The sequence below is a fragment of the Mesorhizobium sp. M0011 genome, from assembly GCF_040324155.1.
GTDB lineage: Bacteria > Pseudomonadota > Alphaproteobacteria > Rhizobiales > Rhizobiaceae > Mesorhizobium.
Genome location: NZ_JAMYVQ010000032.1, coordinates 24,170 through 46,688, shown reverse-complemented (window position 1 = coordinate 46,688; position 22,519 = coordinate 24,170). Strand labels below are relative to the sequence as shown.

The window sequence follows — 22,519 nt, the reverse complement described above, 5'->3', positions numbered from 1 at the left end:
GAGAGTGCCCACAAGGATTCAAGCTCCGTGCCAAGTGCCGAAGCAGGGTGTTAACCTATTGTAAGCAAACAGTTTCGGGAGCGCACCGACGCAACCTGCCCACAGCTGCGGCGGTGCATCTGCTTAAAAGTTAGGCAATTTTTGGAAAATGCCTACTCTGCAGGCGATCGCTTAAGCCGGATCAGCCCTTCCTGCGCAACCGAGGCGATCAGCGTGCCGTCGCGGGCAAATAGCGACCCGCGCGTAAAGCCGCGCGACCCCTGTGTCGACGGGCTGTCCTGCGTGTAGAGCATCCAGTCGTCGAGCGCATGACTGCGATGGAACCACATGGCGTGGTCGAGGCTCGCCGCCTGGATATCGCGGTCGAAAATGGCGCGGCCATGCGCGAAGGTCGATGTGTCGAGCAGTGTCATGTCGGAAAGATAGGCGAGCACCGCCGCCTGGATGGCGCGGTCCGCCGGCACCGGACCGGTGGTGCGGATCCAGATGTTCTGCTTTGGCTCCAGTTTTTCGCGGCTGGTGTAATGCTTGAGCATCACCGGCTTCATTTCGATCGGCCGGTCGCGCTCCCAGTAGCGTTTGATGCCATCGGGCACCGCCTCGCCGAATTTGCCCAGCAATTCGCGCTGCGACAGCAATGTGTCCGGCCCCGGAACGTCCTGCGGCATCGGCACCTGGTGCTCCAGGCCGACCTCATCCTGCTGGAACGAGGCTTCGAGCGAAAAGATCGCCTGGCCGTGCTGGACCGCTACCACGCGCCGCGTGGTGAAGGAGCCGCCGTCGCGAATACGGTCGACCTCGTAGACGATCGGCACCTTGGTGTCGCCAGGCCGCATGAAATAGCCGTGCAGCGAATGCACGTACCGATCGGGATCCACTGTCCGCTGCGCCGCCACCAGCGCCTGGGCGATGGTCTGGCCGCCGAACACGCGCTGCCAGTCGAGCAGCGGGCTGCGACCACGATACAGATTGTGTTCCAGCTTCTCGAGGTCGAGAATGCCGAGAAGCTCGTCCATGGCTGCCGTCATATTTCGCGCCCTCGCCGCAGAAGTGTTATGGCGGTTTCCGACAGGACGGACAGGCAGTCAAGGGCGCAAGACCCGGCCGGCGCGCAGGAGCGAAGATGATGGAACGCAAGGCGGACACGAAAACCGGGGCAAACGCGAAAACAAGATCTGGGCTCGATGTCCTGGTCGCCGGCGCCGGCTATGTCGGCCTGGCCGCCGCCGTATCGCTGAAGCAGGCGCGACCGGATCTCGCCATCGCTCTCGTCGATGCCGCACCTGCTGGCGCCTGGCAAAGGGATGGCCGCGCCTCGGCCATTGCCGCCGCCGCCTGCCGCATGCTCGACCAGCTCGGCGTGTGGGCCGAGATCGTGCCCCAGGCGCAGGCGATCACCGAGATGATCATCACCGATTCGCGCACTGCCGATCCGGTGCGTCCGGTCTTCCTGACCTTCGACGGCGAAGTGGCGCCGGGCGAGCCTTTTGCGCATATGGTCGCCAACAGGGTGCTGAACGGCGCCTTGCGGGCCAGTGCCGAAAAACTCGGCATCGACATCATCGAAGGCGTCGCCGTGCAGGGGTTCGAGACCAACGGCGCCGGCATCACCGTGCATCTCGCCGACGGCGCGACGCTGAAGGCCCGGCTGCTGGTCGCCGCCGACGGCGTCAACTCGAAGCTGCGCGACATGGCCGGCATCAAGACGGTGAAGTGGGAATATGGCCAGTCCGGCATCGTCTGCACGGTGGCGCATGAACGCCCGCACAATGGTCGCGCCGAAGAGCATTTCCTGCCGGCCGGGCCTTTCGCCACACTGCCGCTCAAACCCGGCGAGGACGGCACCAACCGTTCGTCGATCGTCTGGGTCGAACGTACGCCCGATGCCGAGAAGCTGGTGGCCGGTGACGATCTCCTCTTCGAACACGAGCTCGAGCAGCGCTTTGGCCTGAAGCTTGGCGAAATCCGCGTCGCCGACAAGCCGCGCGCCTGGCCGCTCGGCCTGACCATTGCGCGCGCCTTCGTCGCACCCCGCATCGCGCTCGCCGGCGATGCCGCCCACGGCATCCACCCGATCGCCGGCCAGGGCCTCAATCTCGGCTTCAAGGATGTCGCGGCCCTTGCTGAGGTGATCGTCGAGGCCGACCGGCTCGGCCGGGATATCGGCGCGCTCGACGTGCTCGAGCGCTACCAGCAGTGGCGCCGCTTCGACACGGTGCAGATGGGCATCACCACGGACGCGCTGAACCGGCTGTTTTCCAACGACATCGGCCCGCTGCGCACCGTCCGCGACATCGGCCTCGGCCTCGTCGAACGCATGCCGCGCCTGAAGGAATTCTTCATCCGCCAGGCGTCGGGACTGTCCGCCGGCACGCCAAGACTGTTGAAGGGCGAGGCGATTTGACCCGCCGCCAGCATCCCCAACGTCGTCATCCTTGGGCGTAGCGACGCGAAGCGGAGCGAAGACCCAAGGATCCATGCCGCGACCTTGGCTGAAGAATGCAGCGGAGCAGAATTCTGCACCGTGGTGACGCGTTTGAGTCGCGGCATGGATCCCGGGGTCTGCGCCGCGTCGCTTCGCTCCTTGCTCCGCCCCAGGATGACGAAAGCGATGGGCGTTTCCGCCAATCGCCAAGGTATGCGATCAATTGACCTCAAAACCCAGCTTTTGCCGCAGCCGCAATATCCTCTGGTCGGATATTTCGAGGCGTTTCTCGCCGCCCTGGGCGGCGCGGTTGACCATCTGCAGCAGATCGTTTCGCTCGGCGACATCGAGACGTTCGCGCAGAAACGGCGCCAGCTTGTCGATGACGACGGTGGTGTCGTCGACTTGCGCCGCCGCCCATTTGGCGTAGACCACCGCCTCGTCCGTTTTCTTCTTGTCGGCGATCTCGGAAATCACGGCGCGGATGACGGCCTCGCGCTGCGGCAGTATGGGCCCATCCTCGGAGACGATCGACGTGATCAGCGTAGCCGCCGCTACGACCGGATCATCGATCGCCGTCAGCGGCGACAGCGCTGCCTGCTTGCGCAGCTTCTTGCGGCGGATGTTGCCCTGTACGCGCCCGACAACGTCCGCAACGTCACGCGCGGCCTCGTTCATGGCCTTCATCCGGTACCACCAGAACGCCGCCGCGCCCATCACGCCAAGGATAGCAATCAGGAAAGGCATGTCGAAATCCCCAAGAACCCCGGCGACGATAGGAGAACTCTCGCCTTGCTTCAACACGCAAAAGTTGCGCACGAAATGAACCAGGACGATCTTTCAATCGAATGTCTTGGTTTCCGCGTGGCTGTAGCACATGGCGGGGGCTATGACCCCGGCACATCGTAGATCGCCCGCACCTCGATAGTGCCTATTTCGGCCAGCGGGATCTCGCCAGCGATCTCCAGCGCCTGGTCGAGATTGTCCGCCTCGATCATGACGAAGCCGAGCAACTGCTCCTTGGTTTCGGCGAACGGGCCGTCGGTGATCAGCCGCTTGCCCTGGCGTCGCCGCAGCGTCTTCGACGTCTTCACCGATTGGAGCGCCTGTGCGACGATCAGCATCCCACGCTGATCCAATGACCGGTCATGAGCCATGGAATCGGCATCGAGCTTGGCCAGACGCTCCGGCGTCATGGCATGGAGGTCGTTTTCCTCGCCATAGACCAGACAGACATATCTCATTTCCAGCTCCTTTGCTGTGACGAACCATAGGCGATCACGATATCGGTTGAGTCCTTGCCGGCAGCAACATGATCGAGAAGGCTGACCGCAATGCCGATAATGGCAACTGCCGCAAGCAGCCGGCCGAAGCCGGAGGGCGGCACATGCAGCGGGTCGCTTTCCCCTAGATCAGCCCTTCGGCCGGTGCTTGTCCAATGGGCAGAAAACAGATTGTTCATCCGAACCTCCATCCGCCACGAGAATCCGTGGTCCCCGCAGGACGGTCGGGGCCGATGCAAGTCGACATTTTTGCACGCAGATTTTTTCAAAAAAAGATTCGGCGCGGTCCGCCGGCGCTGCATGCGCGCGCAAACAGCGCGGTGGCCTTCCCTCGCGCCCGCGCTATAGTTGGGAGGAACGCCGCCTGGCCGGCGCCACCGCTGTAACAAGGAGGAATTCATGGACCGCACCGCAAACGCCATCTGGAAAGGCGATCTGAAAGAGGGCACGGGCACGCTCGACACCCAGAGCGGAACCTTGAAGGGCACGCCTTATTCGTTCAAGGCGCGCTTCGAGGACGAGAGTGGCAAATCCGGCACCAATCCGGAAGAACTGATCGCCGCCGCGCACGCCGGCTGCTTTGCCATGCAGTTTTCGCATTTCCTGGCCGAGAACGGCACCCCCGCCGCCGAACTCGACGCCAAGGCCGTGGTGACGCTGGTTCCCGGCACGGGGATCACCGGGAGCGCACTCACCGTGGTCGGCAAGGTGCCTGGCATCGATGCGGCGAAATTTGGGGAGTTGGCTGAAAAGGCCAAGGCCGGATGTCCGGTCTCGAAGGCGCTCGGCGCCATAAACGTATCGCTTGATGCCCGGCTCGGCTGAAAGCGCTGCATCCGTGTAAAGGCCCGGCGCGAACGCCAGGCGCGCGCCGGCCTATGCTCCCAGCGCGTCCAGGCGAGCACGCAGTGCGGCGACTTCCTGCTCCAGTGCCTCCAACCGCGCCTCCAGGTCGGAAGCAGGCAGGGCCGATGCACTTCGCTGCACCGAAAGGGCGGCAACGTCCACCGGGCCGCTCAGCAGATGCACGTAGCGGTCCTCGCGCTGGCCCGGTCCTCGCGGGATTTCCTCGATGAGTGGCGGCCGACGTCCGATCAGCATGTCGAGTTCGGCGCGCAGATCTTCGATCGACGAAAACCGTGCCATGCGCTCGGTGCGCGCCGACAATTCATGGGCCGTCTGCGGCCCGCGCAGCAACAGCAGGCCGATCAAAGCGGTCTGCGGCGTGGTCAGCGAGAAGCGCTGCGCCATCTGGTGCTCGTAGCGCTCGACACGCGAACCGAACATCTGCCGCACCAGACCCTTTTGTTCCAGCAGCTTCAGCCCCCGGTGCACCTCGGCCTGTTCCAGCGCCATCACCGGCTCGCGCGCCGTCTTCTGGTTTGCGGCGGCCAGTGCTGAATTCAGCGTCAGCGGATAGACATCCGGCGTCAGCTCCTTCTTCTCGATCAGGCAGCCGAGCACACGGGCTTCTACCGGGGAGAGGATGGGAAGGTCATCGCTCATTGGATTTGCTTTCGCCGGCAACCGACCAACCGCCTAAACCCTTCTCTCCACCATCATCTTCTTGATCTCGGCGATCGCCTTGGCCGGGTTGAGGCCCTTGGGGCAGGTCTGCGCGCAGTTCATGATGGTGTGGCAGCGATAGAGCCGGAACGGGTCTTCGAGGTTGTCGAGCCGCTCGCCGGTGGCCTCGTCGCGGCTATCGATCAGCCAGCGATAGGCCTGCAGAAGCGTTGCCGGGCCGAGATAGCGGTCGCCGTTCCACCAATAGCTCGGGCACGAGGTCGAGCAGCAGGCGCACAATATGCATTCGTAGAGCCCGTCGAGCTTCTCGCGGTCCTCATGGCTCTGCAGCCACTCCTTGGCCGGCTCCGGCGACACCGTCTTCAGCCAGGGCTGGATCGAGGCATGCTGGGCATAGAAATTGGTGAGGTCCGGCACAAGATCCTTGACCACCTGCATATGCGGCAGCGGGTAGACTTTTACCGCGCCGGAAATGTCGTCGCAGCCCTTGGTGCAGGCGAGCGTGTTGGAGCCGTCGATGTTCATGGCGCAGGAGCCGCAAATGCCTTCGCGGCAGGAACGCCGCAAGGTCAGCGTCGGGTCGATCTTGTTCTTGATCCACAGCAGCGCGTCGAGCACCATCGGCCCGCAATCGTCCATGTCGACGAAATAGGTGTCGATGCGCGGGTTCTCGTCATCGTCCGGCGACCAGCGATAGATGCGGTACTCCCGCAGATTGGTGGCGCCCTCGGGCTTGGGCCAGGTCTTTCCCGGCTTGATCTGCGAATTCTTGGGGAGCGTGAGTTCAACCATGTTCGATCCTCAATACACTCTGGCCCTGGGCGCGATCTTGGCGAGGCTGATGCCGCCGTCCTTTTCAGCCAGCTGCGGCTCAGTGTGCACCGGCCGGTAGGAGAGCGTCACCTTGCCGTCTTCGCTCAGCCTGGCCAGCGTATGCTTGCGCCAGACCGCGTCGTCGCGCGCCGAAAAGTCCTCGCGTGCGTGCGCGCCACGGCTCTCCTTGCGCGCCTCGGCGCTGTAGACCGTGGTGATGGCATTGGCCATCAGGTTTTCCAGCTCCAGCGTCTCGACCAGATCGGAGTTCCAGATCATCGAGCGGTCGGACACTTTGATGTCCTTCAACTCGCCCCAGAGCTGCGAAATGCGCTTGCAGCCGCTCTCCAGCGATTCCTGCGTGCGGAACACCGCCGCGTCTTCCTGCATCGCCTTCTGCATCTTCTCGCGCAGCACCGCTGTCGGCGTCGAGCCGTTGGCGTGGCGGAGCCGGTCGAAGCGGTCCATGATCTTTTCGACCGAGGCTTCGTTGGGCGAAGGGATCGCCGACTTGCGGTCGATGACCTGGCCGGCGCGGATCGCGGCCGCGCGGCCGAACACCACAAGATCGATCAGCGAATTCGAACCGAGCCGATTGGCGCCATGCACGGAGGCACAGCCGGCTTCGCCGACAGCCATCAATCCGGGCGACACCTGGTCTGGATTGAGCGCCGTCGGATTGAGCACCTCGCCCCAGTAATTGGTCGGCACGCCGCCCATATTGTAGTGGACCGTGGGCAGCACCGGGATCGGCTCCTTGGTCAGGTCGACGCCGGCAAAGATCTTGGCCGATTCCGAAATGCCCGGCAGCCGCTCATGCAGGACGGCGGGATCGAGATGGTCGAGATGCAGGAAGATGTGGTCCTTGTTCTTGCCGACGCCGCGACCCTCGCGGATTTCCAGCGTCATGCAGCGCGAGACGACGTCGCGCGAGGCAAGGTCCTTGGCCGACGGCGCGTAGCGCTCCATGAAGCGCTCGCCCTCGGAGTTGACGAGATAGCCGCCCTCGCCGCGTGCGCCCTCGGTGATCAGGCAGCCGGCGCCATAGATGCCGGTCGGGTGGAACTGCACGAACTCCATGTCTTGAAGGGGGAACCCTGCCCGCGCGGCCATGCCGCCGCCGTCGCCGGTGCAGGTGTGCGCCGAGGTGGCCGAGAAATAGGTGCGGCCATAGCCGCCGGTCGCCAGCACCACCATCTTGGCGGAGAAACGGTGGATGGTGCCGTCATCGAGGTTCCAGGCGACGACGCCGGTGCAGGTGCCGTCCGGCTCCATGATCAGGTCGAGCGCGAAATACTCGATGAAGAACTGCGCGTTGTTCTTCAGCGACTGGCCGTAGAGCGTGTGCAGGATGGCGTGGCCGGTGCGGTCGGCGGCGGCACAGGTGCGCTGCACCGGCGGGCCGTCGCCATAGTTCATCATGTGGCCGCCGAACGGCCGCTGGTAGATCTTGCCCTCTTCGGTGCGCGAAAACGGCACGCCGTAATGTTCGAGCTCGTAGACCGCGGCCGGCGCTTCGCGCACCAGATATTCCATGGCGTCGACATCGCCCAGCCAGTCCGAGCCCTTGACGGTGTCGTACATGTGCCACTGCCAGGAATCGGGACCCATGTTGGACAGCGAGGCGGCAATGCCCCCTTGCGCCGCCACCGTGTGCGAGCGGGTCGGGAACACCTTGCTGATGCAGGCGGTGCGCAGCCCCTGTTCGGCCATGCCGAGCGTGGCGCGCAGGCCGGCGCCGCCGGCGCCAACGACCACCACGTCGAACTTGTGGTCGACAAAGGTATAGCCTGCCGTGTTGGCTTGTTTCGCGTCCTTGGCCAACTCAGCCTCCGAATGCCAGCTTGAGCAGGGCGAAGATCGAGGCGACGCCGACCGCTATGGTGAAAAATGTATTGAGCGCGATCAGCGCCAGCTTCATGCCTTCGCCATGCACGTAATCCTCGATGATCGCCTGCATGCCGAGCCGCATATGGGTAAGCCCGGAAATGAGCACCAGGGCCATCACTAGCGCCACGAACGGGTTGGCAAGAGCTGCCCGCACATGTGCGTAGTCGGCGCCGTTGAGCGCGATCAGGAAGCCGACGAAGAACAGGATCAGCGGGATGTTGGCGATCGCGGTGAGGCGTTGGCGCCAGAAATGCCCGGTGCCCTCACGGGCGGAGCCGAGGCCGCGGACCCTCGCCAGCGGCGTGCGCATGTCGGTGTTTTTGCCGCTCATGGTCAGGCTCCCCGCGCCATAGTGCCGGCGATCCAGATCAGCAGGGTGAGCAGGATCGAGCCGGCCAGCGTCGCCCAGGCGATCTTCGAGGCGGTATGCTTCTCCAGACCCGCGCCGGTGTCCCAGACCAGATGGCGCACGCCACCCAGCATATGGTGCATCAGCGCCCAGGTGTAGCCGAACAGGATGAGCCGGCCGAGCCAGGTGCCGAAGGCCCAATTGGCCCAATCGAACGTCGCCTGCGAGCTTGCCGCCGCCATCAGCCACAGGGCGACCAGCAGCGTGCCGAAATACAGCGCGCCACCGGTGATGCGGTGAATGATCGACATCGTCATGGTGATCGGCGGCCGGTACACGGTGAGGTGCGGCGAAATCGGCCGTTCACGTCTGACAAATTCGCGGGTGGCTGGTGATTTGCTCATGGCTCCCCCAGTTCGGCGTCTCTCTGGAGCCTCAGGTGGAAATGCGGCATTGCCGCTTCCGGTTGCGACTTCGGACAGCCGGTTTCTAATGCTCTTTTTGCACCGCGTCAAAGCCAGAAAACCGTTTCGAAAACGTAATTTAGTCTGACTAAAAGGCCGGCTTGGGCTTCAATCGATTAGGCCGGGAGGCCCGAAGCCGGCTCGATATCGCTGCAGTGCAACATGTCTGACCCAAGGGCCCAGCGGTGTTGAGATTGGCGTCAGCGTTTGCAGGTCTGCGGCGTCGACCCCTTCTTCATCACCAACGCCTCGCGTCCGTCGATCACGATTGCGTCATGCGTGACCGCCTGGTAGCGGCTGCTCTGGTTGGCGGGCGAGGCCGCAAACTCCTCGGTCGCGCCGTCGGACCCGACCACACGCAACGATGTACCGAGATTTTGGATAGAAATCATACCGTTGTTGCCGCATCTGTAGGTGGCCGCGCCTATGCCGGACCGAGGCGCGGTAAGGTCGGTGATGATCTTGGTTGCAGCTGCCGGAGGCGCCGCGGCTGCGACGGACTGCTGAGCCGGTGCAGGTGAGACGACCACGGTATTGGCCGCCTTCGGCGCGCTGTCCTGCGGCACACAGCCAGCGGCGATCCCGAGCAACGGGAAAACGGAGACCCAATTCGGCCGGCGTAGCGCCATATGCTGTCCTCCCGCGCGGCAAACCAGCCGCGATGCTTTGCCAAGATCAAGGTCATCCCGACGCCGAGACGGACACCAGCCGCGATGGTGCGGCCGAGCATGGCCGAATGATGGCCAACGGGTTTTCCATCCAGTCGGATATTAACGGATATTAACCATGTTTACCGAGACATTGCCGCCAAACGCACCGGCCTCTTAACAAAGGTTAAGAAAACGTTAATTTCTGATTCGAGGAGGCTTTCCCTCAAGACACGGAGGACGCCATGCGTTCGAATTCAGGCAGATCGCGCCTTGCGGCGCTCATCGTAGCGGCCTCGGTCGTTGGCCTTGCAGCGCCAGCGCTCGCCGGCGCCCGGCATCAGGATCGTGTCTACGCTGATTCCTTCGGCAATCTCGTTATCGACAGCGCCGCCGGCTACAAGCGCATCATCGTCGGCGAAGGCAGGCTGGCCAAGCAGCTATCCGACTACACCAGCGCCGGCCAGCCCAAGGTGATCTACGAGAACGAAGCCGACGAGATCAGCGGATACAGCGATTGCTACCGGCCGCCGGTGCTGGTGAAGGGCCGCTCCTATATGTACGGTCTCTCCGACGGCGAGATGCCCGAGCTCAGCCCCTGCCGTTAGACTCTTTGTCTGGACGCAATTTCCCAAGAGAAAGCGCTATGCGCTTTTCCCGGGAAAACCGTTTCACACTTTTCCTGAAATTGCTCTGGCTTCCATTCCGGCTGACGACCAATTGCCGGCAGGCCCGGCGGAGACGCGCACGCAATCGCGCCCGGCATTCTTCGCCTGATAGAGCGCCTGGTCGGCGCGCCGCATCAGATCGGCAAAGTCTTCGCTCGGATGAAGTTCGGCGACGCCGAAGCTCGCGGTGCAGCGGTTGTCAGCGGGCAGCCCGTCGATGGGCAGCCCGCCAAAGGCGCTGCGCGTGCCCTCGGCGAACAGCCGCGCCGCGGCAAGGTTGGTTCCCGGCAGGATGATGGCGAACTCCTCGCCGCCGATGCGGCCGGCAACGTGATGCGCGGCGGCGGCTTCGCGCAGGAAGCCTGCAAAAATCTCGATCACCCGGTCGCCTGACGCATGGCCGAAACTGTCGTTAACGCTCTTGAAATGATCGAGGTCGGCGATGACCAGCGCGACCGGCACGCCTTGCCGCATCGCGCCAAGCACCGCCAGCTCGGCATGGCGGGTGAAGCCGCCGCGGTTGAGCAGGCGCGAAAGCGTGTCCGTCTCCGACTTCGACGTCACTTCGGCAAGCACGTCGCGAACCAGGATGGCCAGCATCAGCAGCGCCAGCGCCAGCGCAAAGACAGTGCCGAGCGATTGCGACACCAGCGCGTAGTTGCTTTGCAGATAGGCCTGCGGATTGGCGCCCCAGCCGCCGAGCGCATGCGCGATGAACGGCTTGGAGGCAAACTGCAGGCCGCTCGCCGCCAGCACGGCCATCAATATGCGATCGAGACGGGCAAGCTTTTGCCTCGATGACCAGACGATGGCCAGCCCGACGAACTGCATGACCGCATAGGGAAGCTGGTAAGCCATGATGCGGATGAGCGACTGGCGAGGCAGGTCCTGCACGAAATACACGGCTATGGTGGTGGCCAACAGGAAAAACAACATCGGCTTCCAGGGCGCCGCCACGCCGTATTTGCGGGCAAGCCCGCCATTGAACGCAATGGTGGCGCCAAGGAAGACCGCGAAGGCGGCAACGACCGGAAGCCGCGCGTCGGCAAAAGCGGGAATGGAGAATTCGATGGCCGAATAGGCCATGCCCAGCAGATAGCCAAATGCCAGCCAGCGCGCCGGCGCCCGGCCGACATCGTGGAAGGCGACCGCCATGAAGGATGCCGCCAGCAGGCCGGCAACCGACAGATTGATCAACAGGATGAAGTTGGCGCCGCTCATGTTCTCCCGCACCCGCGCCGACAGCTAATCATCGACGGGCGAAGAAGACGTTAACGCCGTCCCGGCCGGACAGATTCAGCCGGTCTTGAGCGGCTCCGGCAGGAACGCCGTTTCCGGCCGCTCATAGGACAGGCGTACGCTGTCGCGGCCGTTCTTCTTGGCTTTGTAGAGCGCATCGTCGGCACGGCGCATCAGCGGCTCCAGCGCCTCGCCACCGCTGCGGGCCGCCACGCCGAAGCTTGCCGTCACCTTCGTTCCTGGGGGAAGCCCGTCGACATGGCCGGCCGAATAGACGGTGCGCACCGCTTCGGCGAACAGCCGCGCCGCCGCAAGATCGCTGAGGGGCAGCAGCACCGCGAATTCCTCGCCGCCGATACGCCCGGCAACACCGCGCGCGCCGGCCGCCGACCGAAGCTTGGCGGCGAAGTCGGCGATCACCCGATCGCCCGCCCCATGCCCATGCACATCGTTGAGCGCCTTGAAATGATCGAGGTCGGCCAGCACTAGCGCGACCGGGAACCGGGCCGAGGCGCAGTGCTGCAAGAGCAGCATGCCTCGCTCCTCGAAGCCACGCCGGTTGAGCAGGCCCGACAGGGGGTCGGTATAGGTCTCGGTCTTCAATGCCTTCAGCACGTCGAGTGCCGCGGCGGAAAACAGGCACAGCGCGATGAGCAGCGAGAGCAGCGCGTGCGACAGCAGCGCCGTCGTCCAGTAGGACGAGCCATAGAACCCGTCATAGCTGGCGAAGGGCCCATGCGCGATGACGACGGCAAGGGTGCGCACGAAGAAATTGACGCCCGACAGCAGCGACAGCACGAACAGGATTTTTTCGGTCGGGCCGTTGTTGCGTACCGGGCGCAGTTCGGCGGCAACCAGAAGGCTGATGCCGCCGAATGCGAAATTCATCGCCAGGATGCGCCAGGTGAGATCCGGCGCGACGAACAGGAACCAGCATAACGACGCCAGGCCGCCGCCCGCCAACACGGCGATCCCCACAGAGGGCACCTTGCGGCCATAACGGTGGATGACGGCGCTGGACAGGCAGCAGGCAGCGATGGTGAAGCAGATGTTCGACGTAAGCTTGGTCAGCGGCATCCCGATGGGCAAGGTGAAATACTGGAGCAGGAAGCCAGCCGCCGAGAGACTGTAGCTGATCGCCAGAACGGCCAGATAGGGGCGGTGGCGCTGATAGGACCATAGCACAAGGAACGCCGCGCCGAGCGCCAGCGCGATCGTCGGGTTGAGCAGCGCAATGAGCAGACCCGTGTCCAACCGACTGTGACTTCCCCTAGCTTACGTCAGGGAAGAGCTTAGAGGGCAAGCCCAAACAAGCGGTTAAGCCATGCGGCAAGCAGGACCGCCGCCTCAAAATAATGTCAGGGAACCGCAGACCCCAGCCAGCGTTCCTCCGTTCACAATCTGGAGCGACCCATGGCCGACACAATCACACTGACCGACCACGATGCGATCCGCTCATGGGCTGCCGGGCGCGCCGGCTTTCCCGCAATCGTCGACATATCGCCGGAGGCGGGGACGCAGCCCATGTTGAGGCTGGTCTTCGGCCAGCACGCCTATCAGGATCAGGACCAGCCTGAACGGCCGCTCAATGCGGGAGGCTATGAACTTGTCGAATGGGACGAATGGTTCAAGCTCTTCGAGGAACAACAGCTTGCGCTTGTGGTCGCCGCCGAACAGCCGGGACGCCGCGAGGAGTTCCACGAACTCGTCCGCCGCGACGGAAAGAGCTGACCCGAGCCGGGCGCGGCTCGGGTTCTGTTCAAATCCGGGTTACTTCCACTCCCGGATGTCGACGAAGTGGCCGGCGATCGCCGCCGCGGCCGCCATCGCCGGCGACACCAGATGGGTGCGGCCCTTGAACCCTTGCCGGCCCTCGAAATTGCGGTTCGAGGTCGAGGCGCAGCGTTCATGCGGCTTCAGCCGGTCGTCGTTCATGGCCAGGCACATCGAACAGCCCGGCTCGCGCCAGTCGAAACCGGCGGCGACAAAGATCTTGTCGAGGCCTTCGGCTTCCGCCTGTTCCTTGACCAGTCCGGAGCCCGGCACGATCATCGCGTCGACATGCGGGCTGACCGTCTTGCCTTCGACCACCTTGGCGACGGCGCGCAGATCTTCGATGCGGCCATTGGTGCAGGAACCGATGAAGACGCGATCGAGCGTGATGTCGGTGATCTTGGTGCCCGGCGTCAGACCCATATAGTCGAGCGCGCGCTGCTTGGAGGTGCGCTTGTTTTCATCGGCGATGTCGTCCGGGTTCGGCACGATGCCTTGCACCGACACCACATCCTCGGGCGAGGAGCCCCAGGAGACGATCGGCGGCAGCTTGGCCGCGTCGAGCACGATCACCTTGTCGAAATGCGCGCCCTCGTCGGACTGCAGCGTCTTCCAGTATTCGAGTGCCGCATCCCAGGACGCGCCCTTCGGCGCGCGAGGCTTGTCCTTGACATAGGCGAAGGTCGTCTCGTCGGCGGCGATAAGGCCGGCGCGCGCACCGCCTTCGATCGACATGTTGCAGATCGTCATGCGGCCTTCCATCGACAGCGCACGGATCGCCTCGCCGGCGTATTCGATGACATAGCCAGTGCCGCCGGCGGTGCCGATCTCGCCGATGATGGCCAGGATGATGTCCTTGGCGGTGACGCCCTGCGGCAGCTGGCCGTCGACACGCACGAGCATGTTCTTGGCCTTGCGCTGGATCAGCGTCTGTGTCGCCAGAACATGCTCGACCTCGGACGTGCCGATGCCATGCGCCAGCGCGCCGAAAGCGCCATGCGTCGAGGTGTGGCTGTCGCCGCAGACGATGGTCATGCCGGGCAGAGTAAAGCCCTGCTCCGGACCGATGATGTGGACGATGCCCTGGCGAATATCATTCTCGGAATAATATTCGACGCCGAAATCCCTGGCGTTCTTGGCCAGCGCCTCGACCTGGATACGGCTTTCCTCGTTCTTGATGCCGAACTTGCGCTCGGGTGAGGTCGAGACATTGTGATCGACCACGGCCAGCGTCTTTTCCGGATGTCGGACTTTACGGCCGGTCATGCGCAGGCCTTCGAAGGCCTGCGGGCTGGTCACTTCATGGACCAGGTGGCGGTCGATATAGAGCAGGCAGGTGCCGTCGTCCTGGCGGTCGACGACATGGTCGTCGAAAATCTTGTCGTAGAGGGTGCGCGGTGCGCTCATGTGCGTAAATCCGTCGATATGAGAATGGGAAAGAGCAGACGCCTGACTTGCGGCCCGGCGAAAACGACCTGGACAGGTCGGCCTAGGGTAGTCGGCTGGTCAGCGCCCCGGACACGCGCGCGGAAAAGCGCGACGGCAGGCGTTTCCTGTCCTGCAGCACGAACCCCTTGTAGGCCGGATCGCCAAAAAGCTCTTCCATGGCGTGGCTCATACCAATGTTTTGGGTTTTCGGCAATTGCGGCGTGTCTTCGCAGAACCCAAACCTCTCCGCTCAGATCACTTCAAACACAAACGTCTTCACCAGCGCTTCGGGCTCGGCGATCGCATAGCAGCGGAACCACGGGCTTTCCTCGACCGGTCGCCATTTCCCAGCTTGCTCCAGCTCATCGAACACGGCTTGAAAGCCGCCACTTTCGAACACCTGGTCACGCACGGTGAAGATGGCATGGCCACCCTTGCGGGTGATGCGCACCAACTCGTGCAGGCTAGAGGCCGGCGCATGGCTGATGGTGAACACGCCGGTCGAGAAGAAGGCGCGGAAGTGGCCGTCAGGCCATGGCAACGTGTCGCCCAGCATTGCCTGCTTCAGTTCGCTGTAGGCATTGCGGCTGCCGGCGATCTTCAGCATATCGTGCGAGAGGTCCAGCCCCGCAATGTCGCGGTAACCGAGCGCCTTCAGCGACGGTCCCGACAGGCCGGTGCCGCAGCCGGCATCGAGCAAGGGGCCATCGCCCGCCGGCACATGGCGCGCCACCCAGGCGGTGATCAGGAAAGGCAGGAGGTAGCCGAGCGAGGCGGTCTCGGTGTCATAGGTCGCGGCCCACGCGGCATAGGCCTCCTCAAGCGCTTCCGGCGTGTCGGCCGTGTAGACGGAATCCAGCGCCGCATTGGCTTTGTCGACGATCATGGGACCTCCTCAAAGGGAATGCTCGGGGATCGTAATGCTGTCTTCGCCGAAAAACTATTCCTCGTGCTGGCGGCGCAGCCGCCGCTCCAGCGTCCTAAGCGCCAGCGACAGGCCGACGGTCAGGATGAGATAGATATAGGCCGTTATCGAATAGGTCTCGAAGAAGCGAAAGGAGCCGGCGGCGTAGACCTTGCCCATCTGCGTGATGTCGGCAACGCCGAGCACCGAGACCAGCGAGGAATCTTTGACCAAAGCGACGAAATCATTGCCGAGCGGCGGCAGGATGGTGCGGATCGCCTGTGGGAACACGATCAGCCGGAAGCGCTGAGCGCGGGTCAGCCCAAGCGCCTTCGCCGCCTCGATCTGGCCCTTCTCCACCGACTGGATGCCGGCCCGGAAAACCTCCGAGATGAAAGCCGAATAGCCGATGGTCAGCGCCATGATGGCGCGCCAGAGCAGCGACACGTCGCGCACCAAAAGCTCGCCGAACAGGCCGGCACTTTGCAGCGGCGCGGTCAGCGCGTTCCAAGCCGCGACGAAGGCCGGTGCACCGGCAAAGGCGATCCAGAACAGAAGCACCAGGATCGGCACGCCGCGGATGATCTCGACATAAAAGCGCGCGATCTGGCGCAGCCAGCGCGAGCCGGACATTCCCATCAGCGCGATGCCGAGACCCATGGCCGAAGCCAGCACGAAGGCAATCACGGTGACGAAGATGGTGACGCCGATGCCCTTGGCGACCGTGGCAAACACCTGGGTATAGAGGTTGCTGGTGGCGACGAAGACGGCCACCGCGATGGCGAGGGTTACGGCAACGACGAGCCACCAGGGGAAGTCGGCTTTGGAGGAAGAGCAAGGGACCTGCATCAGAAGGATTGCGCCAAGGCACCCCCCTCTGGCCTGCCGGCCATCTCCCCCGCAAGGAGGGAGATTGGCAGCTTCAATGCCCGCGCCTTTTCTTCAATGCTGGAGGTACGCGAAGGCAGGGCGGACAGCTGATCTCCCCCCTTGCGGGGGAGATGCCCGGCAGGGCAGAGGGGGGTGTTCAAGCGCCGTGTCTGCGTGAGGTTCAGCGAACTACTGCCCCATCTTGTAATCAAGAAACCATTTCTTGTTCAGTGCATCCAGCGTCCCGTCAGCCTTCAACGCCGCGATGGCCGCGTTGACCGGCTTCACCAGGTCCGAACCCTTCGGAAAGATAAACCCAAAATCCTCGGTACCGAGCGGCCCGCCGATCAGCTTCAATTTGCCCTCGGAGGCGTCGACATAGCCTTTGCCGGCGGTGCCATCGGTCAAAACAACATCGACGTCGCCTGATTTCAGTGCCTGCACGGTCGCGCCGAACGTCTCGAACAGTTTGATGCGCGGGTTCTGCTCATTGCCGTCGAGCACGCTGTACACGGCGGTGTAGAAGGGCGTGGTGCCGGCCTGCGCGCCGACCAGCCCGTCCTTGAAGGCGCCGAAGGTCTTGGCGTCGGTGAAGCGGCTCTCATCGCCGCGCACCAGCATGAACTGTTCCGAGCGCATATAGGGGTCGGAGAAATCGACCTTCTCCTTGCGGTCGTCCTTGATGGTGATGCCGGTCATGCCAATGTTGTACTGGTTGTCGGAAACCGCCTGGATCATCGCGTCCCAGGAAGTGTTCTGGTACTCGACCGTGAAATTGAGCCGCTTGGCGATCTCGTTCATCGCGTCATATTCCCAGCCGATCTGTTTGCCGGTCTTGGCATCGATGAACTGCAGCGGCGGATAGGCGTTTTCGGTCACAACCACCACCTTCTTGCCGCCGAGGTCGGGCAGCGCCTGCGCGAAGGCGGCAACGGGTGCCAGGACGAGGGCAAGCAGGCCCGCCAGCAGCAGTTTCGATTTGGTCATGACACACTCCCCGGGAATTGATGACCCGGGCATGGCCGGGCTTGCAGGAAAATCCGGCGCCGACTTTAGCTTTCCGCAAGCGTCATGCAAGACGCTCTGCCGTGTCGCCTGGGGCGAAATCGGATTCCAATGCTCTCGATCGGAAGATTCCGGGAGATCCGTGCCTTGGCCGGCGGTCAGTCAGCCGCCGGTGCCTTGGCGTCCGTCTCGCGCAGCCCAGCAATGAGCTTGGCCAGGATGCGGTGCAGGCCATCCAGTTCGACCGCGCTGAGGCGGGGAAATTGGCAGAGTATCTGGACAGCAACGTCTTTGGCGGGCCCGCGTAGCGACTGTCCCTTGGCTGTCAGCTCCAGAAGCACCCGGCGCTCGTCGGCAGCGTCGCGCCGGCGGGTGATGAAGCCGCCCGCCTCCAGCCGTTTGAGCAGGGGTGTCAGCGTCGCCGAATCGAGACCCAGCACCTCGCCGAGTCCACCCACCGTGCGTGGCGCTCGCTCCCACAGCGCCATCATCGCCAGATATTGCGGATAGGTGAGGCCGAGCGGTTCGAGCAACGGCCGGTAGAGCCGTGTCATCAGCCCGCTAGCCGAATAGAGGGCGAAGCAGATCTGTTCGTCGAGTTTCGGCACCCCGGCGAAATCCGCCGAGGCCTGCGTGGTATCGTCCGTCTGTTTTGTGTTCATGCTGCCTTTGCCGGAAGCGCCTTAGCCGAAAGCGCCACCTCGATGTTGCCCTTGATGGCGTTGGAATAGGGGCAAACCTGGTGCGCCGCCGATACAAGCGCTTCCGCCGCCGCCTGATCAAGACCTTTTGTTTCCGCTGCCAGCGAAACGCCGAGCACAAATCCGCCCTGCGCATTGCTGTGCAGGCTGACATTTGCCGTCACCGAGGCATCCTGCAGCGGCAGTTTCTGCTTGCCGGCGATGAAGCGCATGGCGCTTTCGAAGCAGGCGGCATAGCCGGCGGCGAAAAGCTGTTCGGGATTGGTGGCGCCACCTTTGCCGCCAAGCTCCTTGGGCATGGCAAGATCGAGGCTGAGCAAGCCATCGTCGCTCTGGACATGGCCGGCACGGCCGCCGACGGCGCGGGCTTGGGTAGAATACAATGCAGGCATTTCATTTCTCCATTTAAATCGCGTACGATTGTTTAGTACACGATGTAAATCGAGTCAACCGCCGACTTTTCCGCCAGCCAGCCCCGGAAACGAAAAAAGGCGGCCGAAGCCGCCTTTTCAAACTTGCTCGCCGAAAAACTTATTCGGCGGTGGCTGCTTCGGCTGCCTTTGCGGCTTCAGCTGCCTCGGCGGCGGCCTTCTTCTCGGCGGCGTCCTGAGCGGCCTTCTCGACGGCCAGAGCCTCGGCGGCTGCCACCTTCTCGGCCTCGATGCGGGCCTTCTCGGCGTTCAGAGCATCGCGCTCCTCGTCGTTCAGCTTGCGGGCGCGCACGCCGGTGTTTTCCGAAATACGGGCCGATTTGCCGCGACGATCGCGCAGGTAGTAGAGCTTGGCGCGACGCACCTTGCCGCGGCGAACGATTTCAACGCCTTCAACCATCGGCGAGTAGACCGGGAACACGCGCTCGACGCCTTCACCGTAGGAAATCTTGCGAACCGTGAAGTTCTCCTGGAAGCCGGCGCCTGCGCGGGCGATGACGACGCCCTCATAGGCCTGGACGCGGGTGCGGGTGCCTTCGGTCACGCGGACCTGGACGCGCACGGTGTCGCCGGGCTGGAATTCGGGAAGCTTGCGCTTGGCTTCGATCTTGGCGGCCTGTTCGGCCTCGAGCTGACGGAGAATATCCATCTCAAAAGTCCACTTCTTGTTCTTCCGACAGTCAGAGCGTCCGACACTCGCCTTGCAGTTCCATTGACCGCTTGGCTATGCCCTTTGTCTCCAAGACATTTGTCTTTGAAACATCAGGCAGGGGCGACTACACCGTCATTGTTGACGGGTCCGGCAGATTCTTTCTGGCCGGTACGGGCGGGCACATACAGCTATTTCGCCGCTTTGTCACGCCTTGGCAGCGCATTTTCTGCTCGCATGGCACCATCGTAATCCTGCCGTGCCGGGTTGCGCCGGTCGTTCAGGCTTTCTAAGCCTGAAATAACACAGTTTTGAGCGGCCGCAATTCATGTCTGTCTTCGATGCCATCCTGCTCTTTCTGGCGGGCTTTCTGTCAGGCGCCGCCAATGCGGTCGCCGGTGGCGGCACCTTCATCACCTTCGGCGCCATGACGTTGGTCGGCCTGCCGCCGATCGTCGCCAACGCCACCTCCTCGGTGACGCAATTTCCGGGCTACATCACCTCGACGCTCGCCTATTCGGCCGACATCAGGCATTTCTGGCGCGGCGCGCTGCTGCTCTGTCTGATCTCGGCGATCGGGGCGCTGGCCGGCGCGCTGATCCTACTGGCGCTCGACAATCCCTCGTTTCGCGCTCTGGTGCCGTGGCTGCTGCTAGCCGCGACGGCCCTGTTCGCCGCCGGCCCCTGGCTGAAACCGGTGCCGAAGCCCGGCCATGAAGCGGCGGTGGGCTCGCTCGCCGGCTCCCTGGCGCAGTTTCTCACCGCCATCTATGGCGGCTTCTTCGGCGCCGGCATGGGCGTGATGATGCTGGCGACGCTCGGCCTGACACAAGCCGGCGACTACCACCGGCTGAACGCGTTGAAGAACATGCTGGCCATGGTCATCGCCGCTGTCGCGATCGTCGTCTTCGTCTCGGGCGGCGTCGTCGCCTGGCCGCAGGCGATCATCATGATCCCGGGCGGCGCGCTCGGCGGCTATGCCGGCGTCTGGATCGCCAAGCGCGTGCCGCAAAACGCGGTGCGCGGCTTCGTCGTCGCCGTCGGCCTGTTTCTGGCTTTCTATTACTTTTGGAAAGGCTGAGCGGCGGCGCCCAACAAATCAGGACGCCGCTCTTTCGTCAGCGCTTCCGACTGCGCCCGCCGCCATGCGGCGATCTTCTTGTGATTGCCCGAAATCAGCACATCGGGAATCTCGCGTCCCTCGAACTCCTGCGGCCGCGTGTAATGCGGATGTTCAAGCAGGCCGTTTTCGAAACTCTCCTCCTCGCCCGACACGGCGTTTCCCATCACACCGGGCAACAGCCGCACCACGGCATCCAGCAGTACAAGCGCTGCCGGCTCACCGCCAGAGAGGATGTAGTCGCCGATCGAGACTTCCTCTAATCCCCGCGCGTCGATCACCCGCTGGTCGACGCCTTCGAAGCGGCCGCACAGGATGACGGCGCCAGGCCCTGCGGCCAGTTCGCGCACGCGCGCCTGCGTCAGCGGTTTGCCGCGCGGGCTCATCAACAGCCGTGGCCTTGCGTCGCCTTCCGGCGAAGCATGGTCGATCGCCCTGGCCAGGACATCGGCACGCATCACCATGCCGGCACCGCCGCCAGCCGGCGTGTCGTCGACGGTGCGATGACGGTCGGTGGCGAAGTCACGGATCTGGATCGCCTCCAGCGACCACGTGCCGGCCTCGAGCGCCCGGCCGGCCAACGACAGGCCGAGCGCGCCGGGAAACATCTCGGGGTAAAGCGTCAGCACCGAAGCGGAAAAACTCACCGGTTGCCCCCGGCATCGCTCGGTCCGCGCGGCCTGCCCTTCGGATCGAAGTCTTCCTCTCGCGGGCCGTCGCCATCCTCGTCCTCGACAAGTCCGGCCGCCGCCGGGTCGACACGGACGAAGCCTTCGGCGATCGACACTTGCGGCACGGCAGCCTGTGTGAACGGGATCAGCACGCCCTTGCGCCCGCCCAGCGTCACGTCGAGAATGTCGCCGCCGCCGAAATTGTGCACCGCGACGACCTTGCCGAGTGCGGCACCCGTCTCGTCGCGGACTTCGAGGCCGACGAGGTCGGCATGGTAGAACTCGTCTTCCTCGCCGTCGTCCGGCAGCATCGAACGGTCGACGAACAGCTCCGTGCCGGCCAGCGCCTCGGCCGCGTTGCGGTCGGCAACGCCCTTGAAGCGGACCACGACGACGGTGTTGGCGGGCCTGATGTCGATGATCTGGAAGGCGCGGCCGTCACGGGCGTAGAGCGGGCCGTAGTCGGCCAGCGCCAGCGGTTCACCGGTGAAGGTCTTCACCCGCAATTCGCCCTTGATGCCATGGGCGGCGCCGATCACGGCCATCTGGACAGGGTTCTGGGGCTTGCTCATGGCGCTAAATCCTTTGGCTTTGCTCTAACGCTCCCCGATCGTCATTTCAATGACGCGCTCTTCACCGCTTCCTAACCCGGCTGCCGGAAAATGGCGGGGTATGCAGGAAACAAGGGTCGAAAGCACGCCATGCAGGAATTCCTGATCCCGGCCAAACCCGATCTCCAGGCGGCACGCGAAAGCTGGCTGAAGATGCTCGCGCGAGAACGTCGGCTGTCGCCTAAGACGGTGGAAGCCTATGAGCGAGACACGCGCCAGTTCCTGCATTTCCTCACCGGCCATTGCGGCGGCTCGCCCGGCATTTCGGACATCGCCGATCTGCGCCCGGCCGACCTGCGCGGCTTCCTCGCCGCCCGCCGCAACGCCGGCGCCGGCGCCCGCACGCTCGGCCGAGGTCTCGCCGGCATTCGCTCGCTGCTGCGGTTCCTCGAGCGGCGCGGCCTTGCCAATGCGGCAGGTGCGGCAGCACTGCGCGCGCCGCGGCAGCCCAAATCGCTGCCCAAGCCGCTGACGGCGAGCGATGCCAAGCATGTTGTTTCCATCGAAGGTCAACTGGCGGAAGAACCCTGGATCGCGGCCCGCAACGCCGCTGTGCTGACACTGCTCTACGGCTCCGGCCTGCGCATTTCCGAGGCGCTCGGCCTGGCCGGCGCCGACCTGGCGTCGGCGGCCGACACCGTGCTGCGCGTCACCGGCAAGGGCGGCAAGACGCGCCTGGTGCCGGTGCTGCCGGTGGCGCTCAGGGCGATCGCCGAATATCGCCGGCTCTGCCCTTACCATCTCGACCCCAAGGGCCTGTTGTTTCGCGGCGCCCGTGGCGGTCCGCTCAACCCGGCCATCGTCCAGCGCGACATGGCCAAACTGCGCTCAGCACTCAATCTGCCCGATACCGCGACGCCGCATGCGTTGCGCCATTCCTTCGCTACGCATCTGCTCGGCAGCGGCGGCGATTTGCGCACCATCCAGGAACTGCTCGGCCACGCCAGCCTGTCGACGACGCAGATCTACACCGGCGTCGACACCGCGAGGCTGCTCGAGATTTACGAATCAGCCCATCCACGGGCATGAACCCTTCAATTTCGCAGTACCA

The 22,519-nt window shown here is 63.9% G+C and carries 27 protein-coding genes; 6 read left to right on the top strand and 21 right to left on the bottom strand.

Going from position 1 to position 22,519, the window contains the following annotated elements; all coding sequences use genetic code 11:
* Positions 1–152: 152 nt before the first annotated feature.
* Positions 153–1,028, bottom strand: coding sequence for an acyl-CoA thioesterase II (gene tesB / locus NKK51_RS26850; RefSeq protein WP_013528888.1), 876 nt, complete (start codon positions 1,026–1,028; stop codon positions 153–155).
* Positions 1,029–1,126: 98 nt separating this feature from the next.
* Between tesB and NKK51_RS26845 the strand changes: the two genes are divergently transcribed.
* Positions 1,127–2,404 carry a ubiquinone biosynthesis hydroxylase gene (locus NKK51_RS26845; protein WP_352555165.1) on the top strand — a complete coding sequence of 426 codons (1,278 nt, stop codon included), beginning with the start codon at positions 1,127–1,129 and terminating at the stop codon, positions 2,402–2,404.
* A 240-nt stretch (positions 2,405–2,644) separates the two neighbouring features.
* Here the strand turns inward: NKK51_RS26845 and NKK51_RS26840 are convergent, their stop codons facing one another.
* The 3 genes from NKK51_RS26840 to NKK51_RS26830 form a co-directional block, all read right to left on the bottom strand.
* A complete protein-coding gene (locus NKK51_RS26840; protein WP_352555136.1) occupies positions 2,645–3,172 on the bottom strand; it encodes a hypothetical protein in 528 nt (175 codons plus the stop codon).
* A 140-nt stretch (positions 3,173–3,312) separates the two neighbouring features.
* Positions 3,313–3,669 carry a YciI family protein gene (locus tag NKK51_RS26835; RefSeq protein WP_352555134.1) on the bottom strand — a complete coding sequence of 119 codons (357 nt, stop codon included), beginning with the start codon at positions 3,667–3,669 and terminating at the stop codon, positions 3,313–3,315.
* Positions 3,666–3,887, bottom strand: coding sequence for a hypothetical protein (locus NKK51_RS26830; RefSeq protein ID WP_352555132.1), 222 nt, complete (start codon positions 3,885–3,887; stop codon positions 3,666–3,668). Before NKK51_RS26830 ends, NKK51_RS26835 begins: the two co-directional genes overlap by 4 nt.
* Positions 3,888–4,107: 220 nt before the next feature.
* Here NKK51_RS26830 and NKK51_RS26825 point away from each other — a divergent pair, with 220 nt between their 5' ends.
* The gene (locus NKK51_RS26825; protein ID WP_352555130.1) at positions 4,108–4,533 is read left to right on the top strand and encodes an OsmC family protein; all 426 of its coding nucleotides are present in this window, start codon (positions 4,108–4,110) and stop codon (positions 4,531–4,533) included.
* Between the two features lie 51 nt (positions 4,534–4,584).
* Here the strand turns inward: NKK51_RS26825 and NKK51_RS26820 are convergent, their stop codons facing one another.
* The 6 genes from NKK51_RS26820 to NKK51_RS26795 all read right to left on the bottom strand — a co-directional run bounded on the left by NKK51_RS26820 (position 4,585) and on the right by NKK51_RS26795 (position 9,380).
* Positions 4,585–5,214, bottom strand: a complete 630-nt coding sequence (locus NKK51_RS26820; protein WP_352555129.1) for a YceH family protein — start codon at positions 5,212–5,214, stop codon at positions 4,585–4,587.
* Positions 5,215–5,247: 33 nt separating this feature from the next.
* Complete coding sequence (locus tag NKK51_RS26815; protein WP_013528877.1) at positions 5,248–6,027, bottom strand: succinate dehydrogenase iron-sulfur subunit; 780 nt, start codon at positions 6,025–6,027, stop codon at positions 5,248–5,250.
* Positions 6,028–6,036: 9 nt separating this feature from the next.
* Positions 6,037–7,872 (bottom strand): succinate dehydrogenase flavoprotein subunit, encoded by a 1,836-nt coding sequence (gene sdhA / locus NKK51_RS26810; RefSeq protein WP_352555127.1) that lies wholly within the window; start codon positions 7,870–7,872, stop codon positions 6,037–6,039.
* Between the two features lies 1 nt (position 7,873).
* Positions 7,874–8,269: a succinate dehydrogenase, hydrophobic membrane anchor protein gene (sdhD, locus tag NKK51_RS26805; protein ID WP_128304248.1), complete on the bottom strand. Its 396-nt coding sequence runs from the start codon at positions 8,267–8,269 to the stop codon at positions 7,874–7,876.
* A gap of 2 nt (positions 8,270–8,271) precedes the next feature.
* Positions 8,272–8,691 carry a succinate dehydrogenase, cytochrome b556 subunit gene (sdhC, locus tag NKK51_RS26800; protein WP_128304249.1) on the bottom strand — a complete coding sequence of 140 codons (420 nt, stop codon included), beginning with the start codon at positions 8,689–8,691 and terminating at the stop codon, positions 8,272–8,274.
* A 260-nt stretch (positions 8,692–8,951) separates the two neighbouring features.
* A complete protein-coding gene (locus tag NKK51_RS26795; protein WP_023811256.1) occupies positions 8,952–9,380 on the bottom strand; it encodes a hypothetical protein in 429 nt (142 codons plus the stop codon).
* Positions 9,381–9,643: 263 nt separating this feature from the next.
* On the opposite strand from NKK51_RS26795, the gene NKK51_RS26790 reads away from it, so the two are divergent.
* Positions 9,644–10,006, top strand: a complete 363-nt coding sequence (locus NKK51_RS26790) for a hypothetical protein (protein ID WP_352555126.1) — start codon at positions 9,644–9,646, stop codon at positions 10,004–10,006.
* A gap of 63 nt (positions 10,007–10,069) precedes the next feature.
* Here NKK51_RS26790 and NKK51_RS26785 read toward each other — a convergent pair whose 3' ends face one another.
* Together NKK51_RS26785 and NKK51_RS26780 are read right to left on the bottom strand one after the other, a co-directional pair.
* Positions 10,070–11,287, bottom strand: coding sequence for a GGDEF domain-containing protein (locus tag NKK51_RS26785; RefSeq protein ID WP_352555125.1), 1,218 nt, complete (start codon positions 11,285–11,287; stop codon positions 10,070–10,072).
* Between the two features lie 75 nt (positions 11,288–11,362).
* Positions 11,363–12,559 (bottom strand): GGDEF domain-containing protein, encoded by a 1,197-nt coding sequence (locus tag NKK51_RS26780; RefSeq protein ID WP_352555124.1) that lies wholly within the window; start codon positions 12,557–12,559, stop codon positions 11,363–11,365.
* Between the two features lie 159 nt (positions 12,560–12,718).
* Here NKK51_RS26780 and NKK51_RS26775 point away from each other — a divergent pair, with 159 nt between their 5' ends.
* On the top strand, positions 12,719–13,036 hold the full coding sequence (locus tag NKK51_RS26775) for a hypothetical protein (RefSeq protein ID WP_127267369.1): 318 nt from the start codon (positions 12,719–12,721) through the stop codon (positions 13,034–13,036).
* Positions 13,037–13,075: 39 nt separating this feature from the next.
* On the opposite strand, the gene leuC is transcribed toward NKK51_RS26775, so the two are convergent.
* The 7 genes from leuC to rplS form a co-directional block, all read right to left on the bottom strand.
* Positions 13,076–14,485, bottom strand: a complete 1,410-nt coding sequence (leuC, locus tag NKK51_RS26770; protein ID WP_127297674.1) for a 3-isopropylmalate dehydratase large subunit — start codon at positions 14,483–14,485, stop codon at positions 13,076–13,078.
* 271 nt (positions 14,486–14,756) lie between these two features.
* Positions 14,757–15,392 (bottom strand): class I SAM-dependent DNA methyltransferase, encoded by a 636-nt coding sequence (locus tag NKK51_RS26765; protein ID WP_352555123.1) that lies wholly within the window; start codon positions 15,390–15,392, stop codon positions 14,757–14,759.
* Between the two features lie 54 nt (positions 15,393–15,446).
* Entirely contained in the window at positions 15,447–16,259 is an 813-nt protein-coding gene (locus tag NKK51_RS26760; protein WP_352555122.1) for an amino acid ABC transporter permease, read from the bottom strand.
* A 210-nt stretch (positions 16,260–16,469) separates the two neighbouring features.
* A complete protein-coding gene (locus NKK51_RS26755) occupies positions 16,470–17,267 on the bottom strand; it encodes a transporter substrate-binding domain-containing protein (protein WP_128304255.1) in 798 nt (265 codons plus the stop codon).
* A gap of 176 nt (positions 17,268–17,443) precedes the next feature.
* The gene (locus tag NKK51_RS26750; RefSeq protein ID WP_128304256.1) at positions 17,444–17,947 is read right to left on the bottom strand and encodes a MarR family winged helix-turn-helix transcriptional regulator; all 504 of its coding nucleotides are present in this window, start codon (positions 17,945–17,947) and stop codon (positions 17,444–17,446) included.
* Entirely contained in the window at positions 17,944–18,378 is a 435-nt protein-coding gene (locus NKK51_RS26745) for an organic hydroperoxide resistance protein (protein WP_023811268.1), read from the bottom strand. The genes NKK51_RS26750 and NKK51_RS26745 overlap by 4 nt, the downstream gene beginning before the upstream one ends.
* 139 nt (positions 18,379–18,517) lie before the next feature.
* Positions 18,518–19,066 (bottom strand): 50S ribosomal protein L19, encoded by a 549-nt coding sequence (gene rplS / locus NKK51_RS26740; protein WP_023811269.1) that lies wholly within the window; start codon positions 19,064–19,066, stop codon positions 18,518–18,520.
* 328 nt (positions 19,067–19,394) lie between these two features.
* On the opposite strand from rplS, the gene NKK51_RS26735 reads away from it, so the two are divergent.
* Complete coding sequence (locus NKK51_RS26735) at positions 19,395–20,147, top strand: sulfite exporter TauE/SafE family protein (protein ID WP_352555119.1); 753 nt, start codon at positions 19,395–19,397, stop codon at positions 20,145–20,147.
* Here the strand turns inward: NKK51_RS26735 and trmD are convergent.
* Both trmD and rimM read right to left on the bottom strand, forming a co-directional pair.
* Positions 20,129–20,833 carry a tRNA (guanosine(37)-N1)-methyltransferase TrmD gene (trmD, locus tag NKK51_RS26730; protein WP_352555118.1) on the bottom strand — a complete coding sequence of 235 codons (705 nt, stop codon included), beginning with the start codon at positions 20,831–20,833 and terminating at the stop codon, positions 20,129–20,131. The genes NKK51_RS26735 and trmD overlap by 19 nt on opposite strands.
* The gene (gene rimM / locus NKK51_RS26725) at positions 20,830–21,429 is read right to left on the bottom strand and encodes a ribosome maturation factor RimM (RefSeq protein ID WP_352555117.1); all 600 of its coding nucleotides are present in this window, start codon (positions 21,427–21,429) and stop codon (positions 20,830–20,832) included. Before rimM ends, trmD begins: the two co-directional genes overlap by 4 nt.
* A gap of 129 nt (positions 21,430–21,558) precedes the next feature.
* On the opposite strand from rimM, the gene NKK51_RS26720 reads away from it, so the two are divergent.
* Positions 21,559–22,497, top strand: a complete 939-nt coding sequence (locus tag NKK51_RS26720; RefSeq protein WP_352555116.1) for a tyrosine recombinase XerC — start codon at positions 21,559–21,561, stop codon at positions 22,495–22,497.
* The last annotated feature ends 22 nt before the right edge of the window (positions 22,498–22,519 follow it).

Bases quoted from the DNA above. Each gene is read 5' to 3' on its own strand.
- tesB (WP_013528888.1), bottom strand. From the start codon at position 1,028: ATGACGGCAGCCATGGACGAGCTTCTCGGCATTCTCGACCTCGAGAAG.
- NKK51_RS26845 (WP_352555165.1), top strand. From the start codon at position 1,127: ATGGAACGCAAGGCGGACACGAAAACCGGGGCAAACGCGAAAACAAGA.
- NKK51_RS26840 (WP_352555136.1), bottom strand. From the start codon at position 3,172: ATGCCTTTCCTGATTGCTATCCTTGGCGTGATGGGCGCGGCGGCGTTC.
- NKK51_RS26835 (WP_352555134.1), bottom strand. From the start codon at position 3,669: ATGAGATATGTCTGTCTGGTCTATGGCGAGGAAAACGACCTCCATGCC.
- NKK51_RS26830 (WP_352555132.1), bottom strand. From the start codon at position 3,887: ATGAACAATCTGTTTTCTGCCCATTGGACAAGCACCGGCCGAAGGGCT.
- NKK51_RS26825 (WP_352555130.1), top strand. From the start codon at position 4,108: ATGGACCGCACCGCAAACGCCATCTGGAAAGGCGATCTGAAAGAGGGC.
- NKK51_RS26820 (WP_352555129.1), bottom strand. From the start codon at position 5,214: ATGAGCGATGACCTTCCCATCCTCTCCCCGGTAGAAGCCCGTGTGCTC.
- NKK51_RS26815 (WP_013528877.1), bottom strand. From the start codon at position 6,027: ATGGTTGAACTCACGCTCCCCAAGAATTCGCAGATCAAGCCGGGAAAG.
- sdhD (WP_128304248.1), bottom strand. From the start codon at position 8,269: ATGAGCGGCAAAAACACCGACATGCGCACGCCGCTGGCGAGGGTCCGC.
- sdhC (WP_128304249.1), bottom strand. From the start codon at position 8,691: ATGAGCAAATCACCAGCCACCCGCGAATTTGTCAGACGTGAACGGCCG.
- NKK51_RS26795 (WP_023811256.1), bottom strand. From the start codon at position 9,380: ATGGCGCTACGCCGGCCGAATTGGGTCTCCGTTTTCCCGTTGCTCGGG.
- NKK51_RS26790 (WP_352555126.1), top strand. From the start codon at position 9,644: ATGCGTTCGAATTCAGGCAGATCGCGCCTTGCGGCGCTCATCGTAGCG.
- NKK51_RS26785 (WP_352555125.1), bottom strand. From the start codon at position 11,287: ATGAGCGGCGCCAACTTCATCCTGTTGATCAATCTGTCGGTTGCCGGC.
- NKK51_RS26775 (WP_127267369.1), top strand. From the start codon at position 12,719: ATGGCCGACACAATCACACTGACCGACCACGATGCGATCCGCTCATGG.
- leuC (WP_127297674.1), bottom strand. From the start codon at position 14,485: ATGAGCGCACCGCGCACCCTCTACGACAAGATTTTCGACGACCATGTC.
- NKK51_RS26765 (WP_352555123.1), bottom strand. From the start codon at position 15,392: ATGATCGTCGACAAAGCCAATGCGGCGCTGGATTCCGTCTACACGGCC.
- NKK51_RS26760 (WP_352555122.1), bottom strand. From the start codon at position 16,259: ATGCAGGTCCCTTGCTCTTCCTCCAAAGCCGACTTCCCCTGGTGGCTC.
- NKK51_RS26755 (WP_128304255.1), bottom strand. From the start codon at position 17,267: ATGACCAAATCGAAACTGCTGCTGGCGGGCCTGCTTGCCCTCGTCCTG.
- NKK51_RS26750 (WP_128304256.1), bottom strand. From the start codon at position 17,947: ATGAACACAAAACAGACGGACGATACCACGCAGGCCTCGGCGGATTTC.
- NKK51_RS26745 (WP_023811268.1), bottom strand. From the start codon at position 18,378: ATGCCTGCATTGTATTCTACCCAAGCCCGCGCCGTCGGCGGCCGTGCC.
- rplS (WP_023811269.1), bottom strand. From the start codon at position 19,066: ATGGATATTCTCCGTCAGCTCGAGGCCGAACAGGCCGCCAAGATCGAA.
- NKK51_RS26735 (WP_352555119.1), top strand. From the start codon at position 19,395: ATGTCTGTCTTCGATGCCATCCTGCTCTTTCTGGCGGGCTTTCTGTCA.
- rimM (WP_352555117.1), bottom strand. From the start codon at position 21,429: ATGAGCAAGCCCCAGAACCCTGTCCAGATGGCCGTGATCGGCGCCGCC.
- NKK51_RS26720 (WP_352555116.1), top strand. From the start codon at position 21,559: ATGCAGGAATTCCTGATCCCGGCCAAACCCGATCTCCAGGCGGCACGC.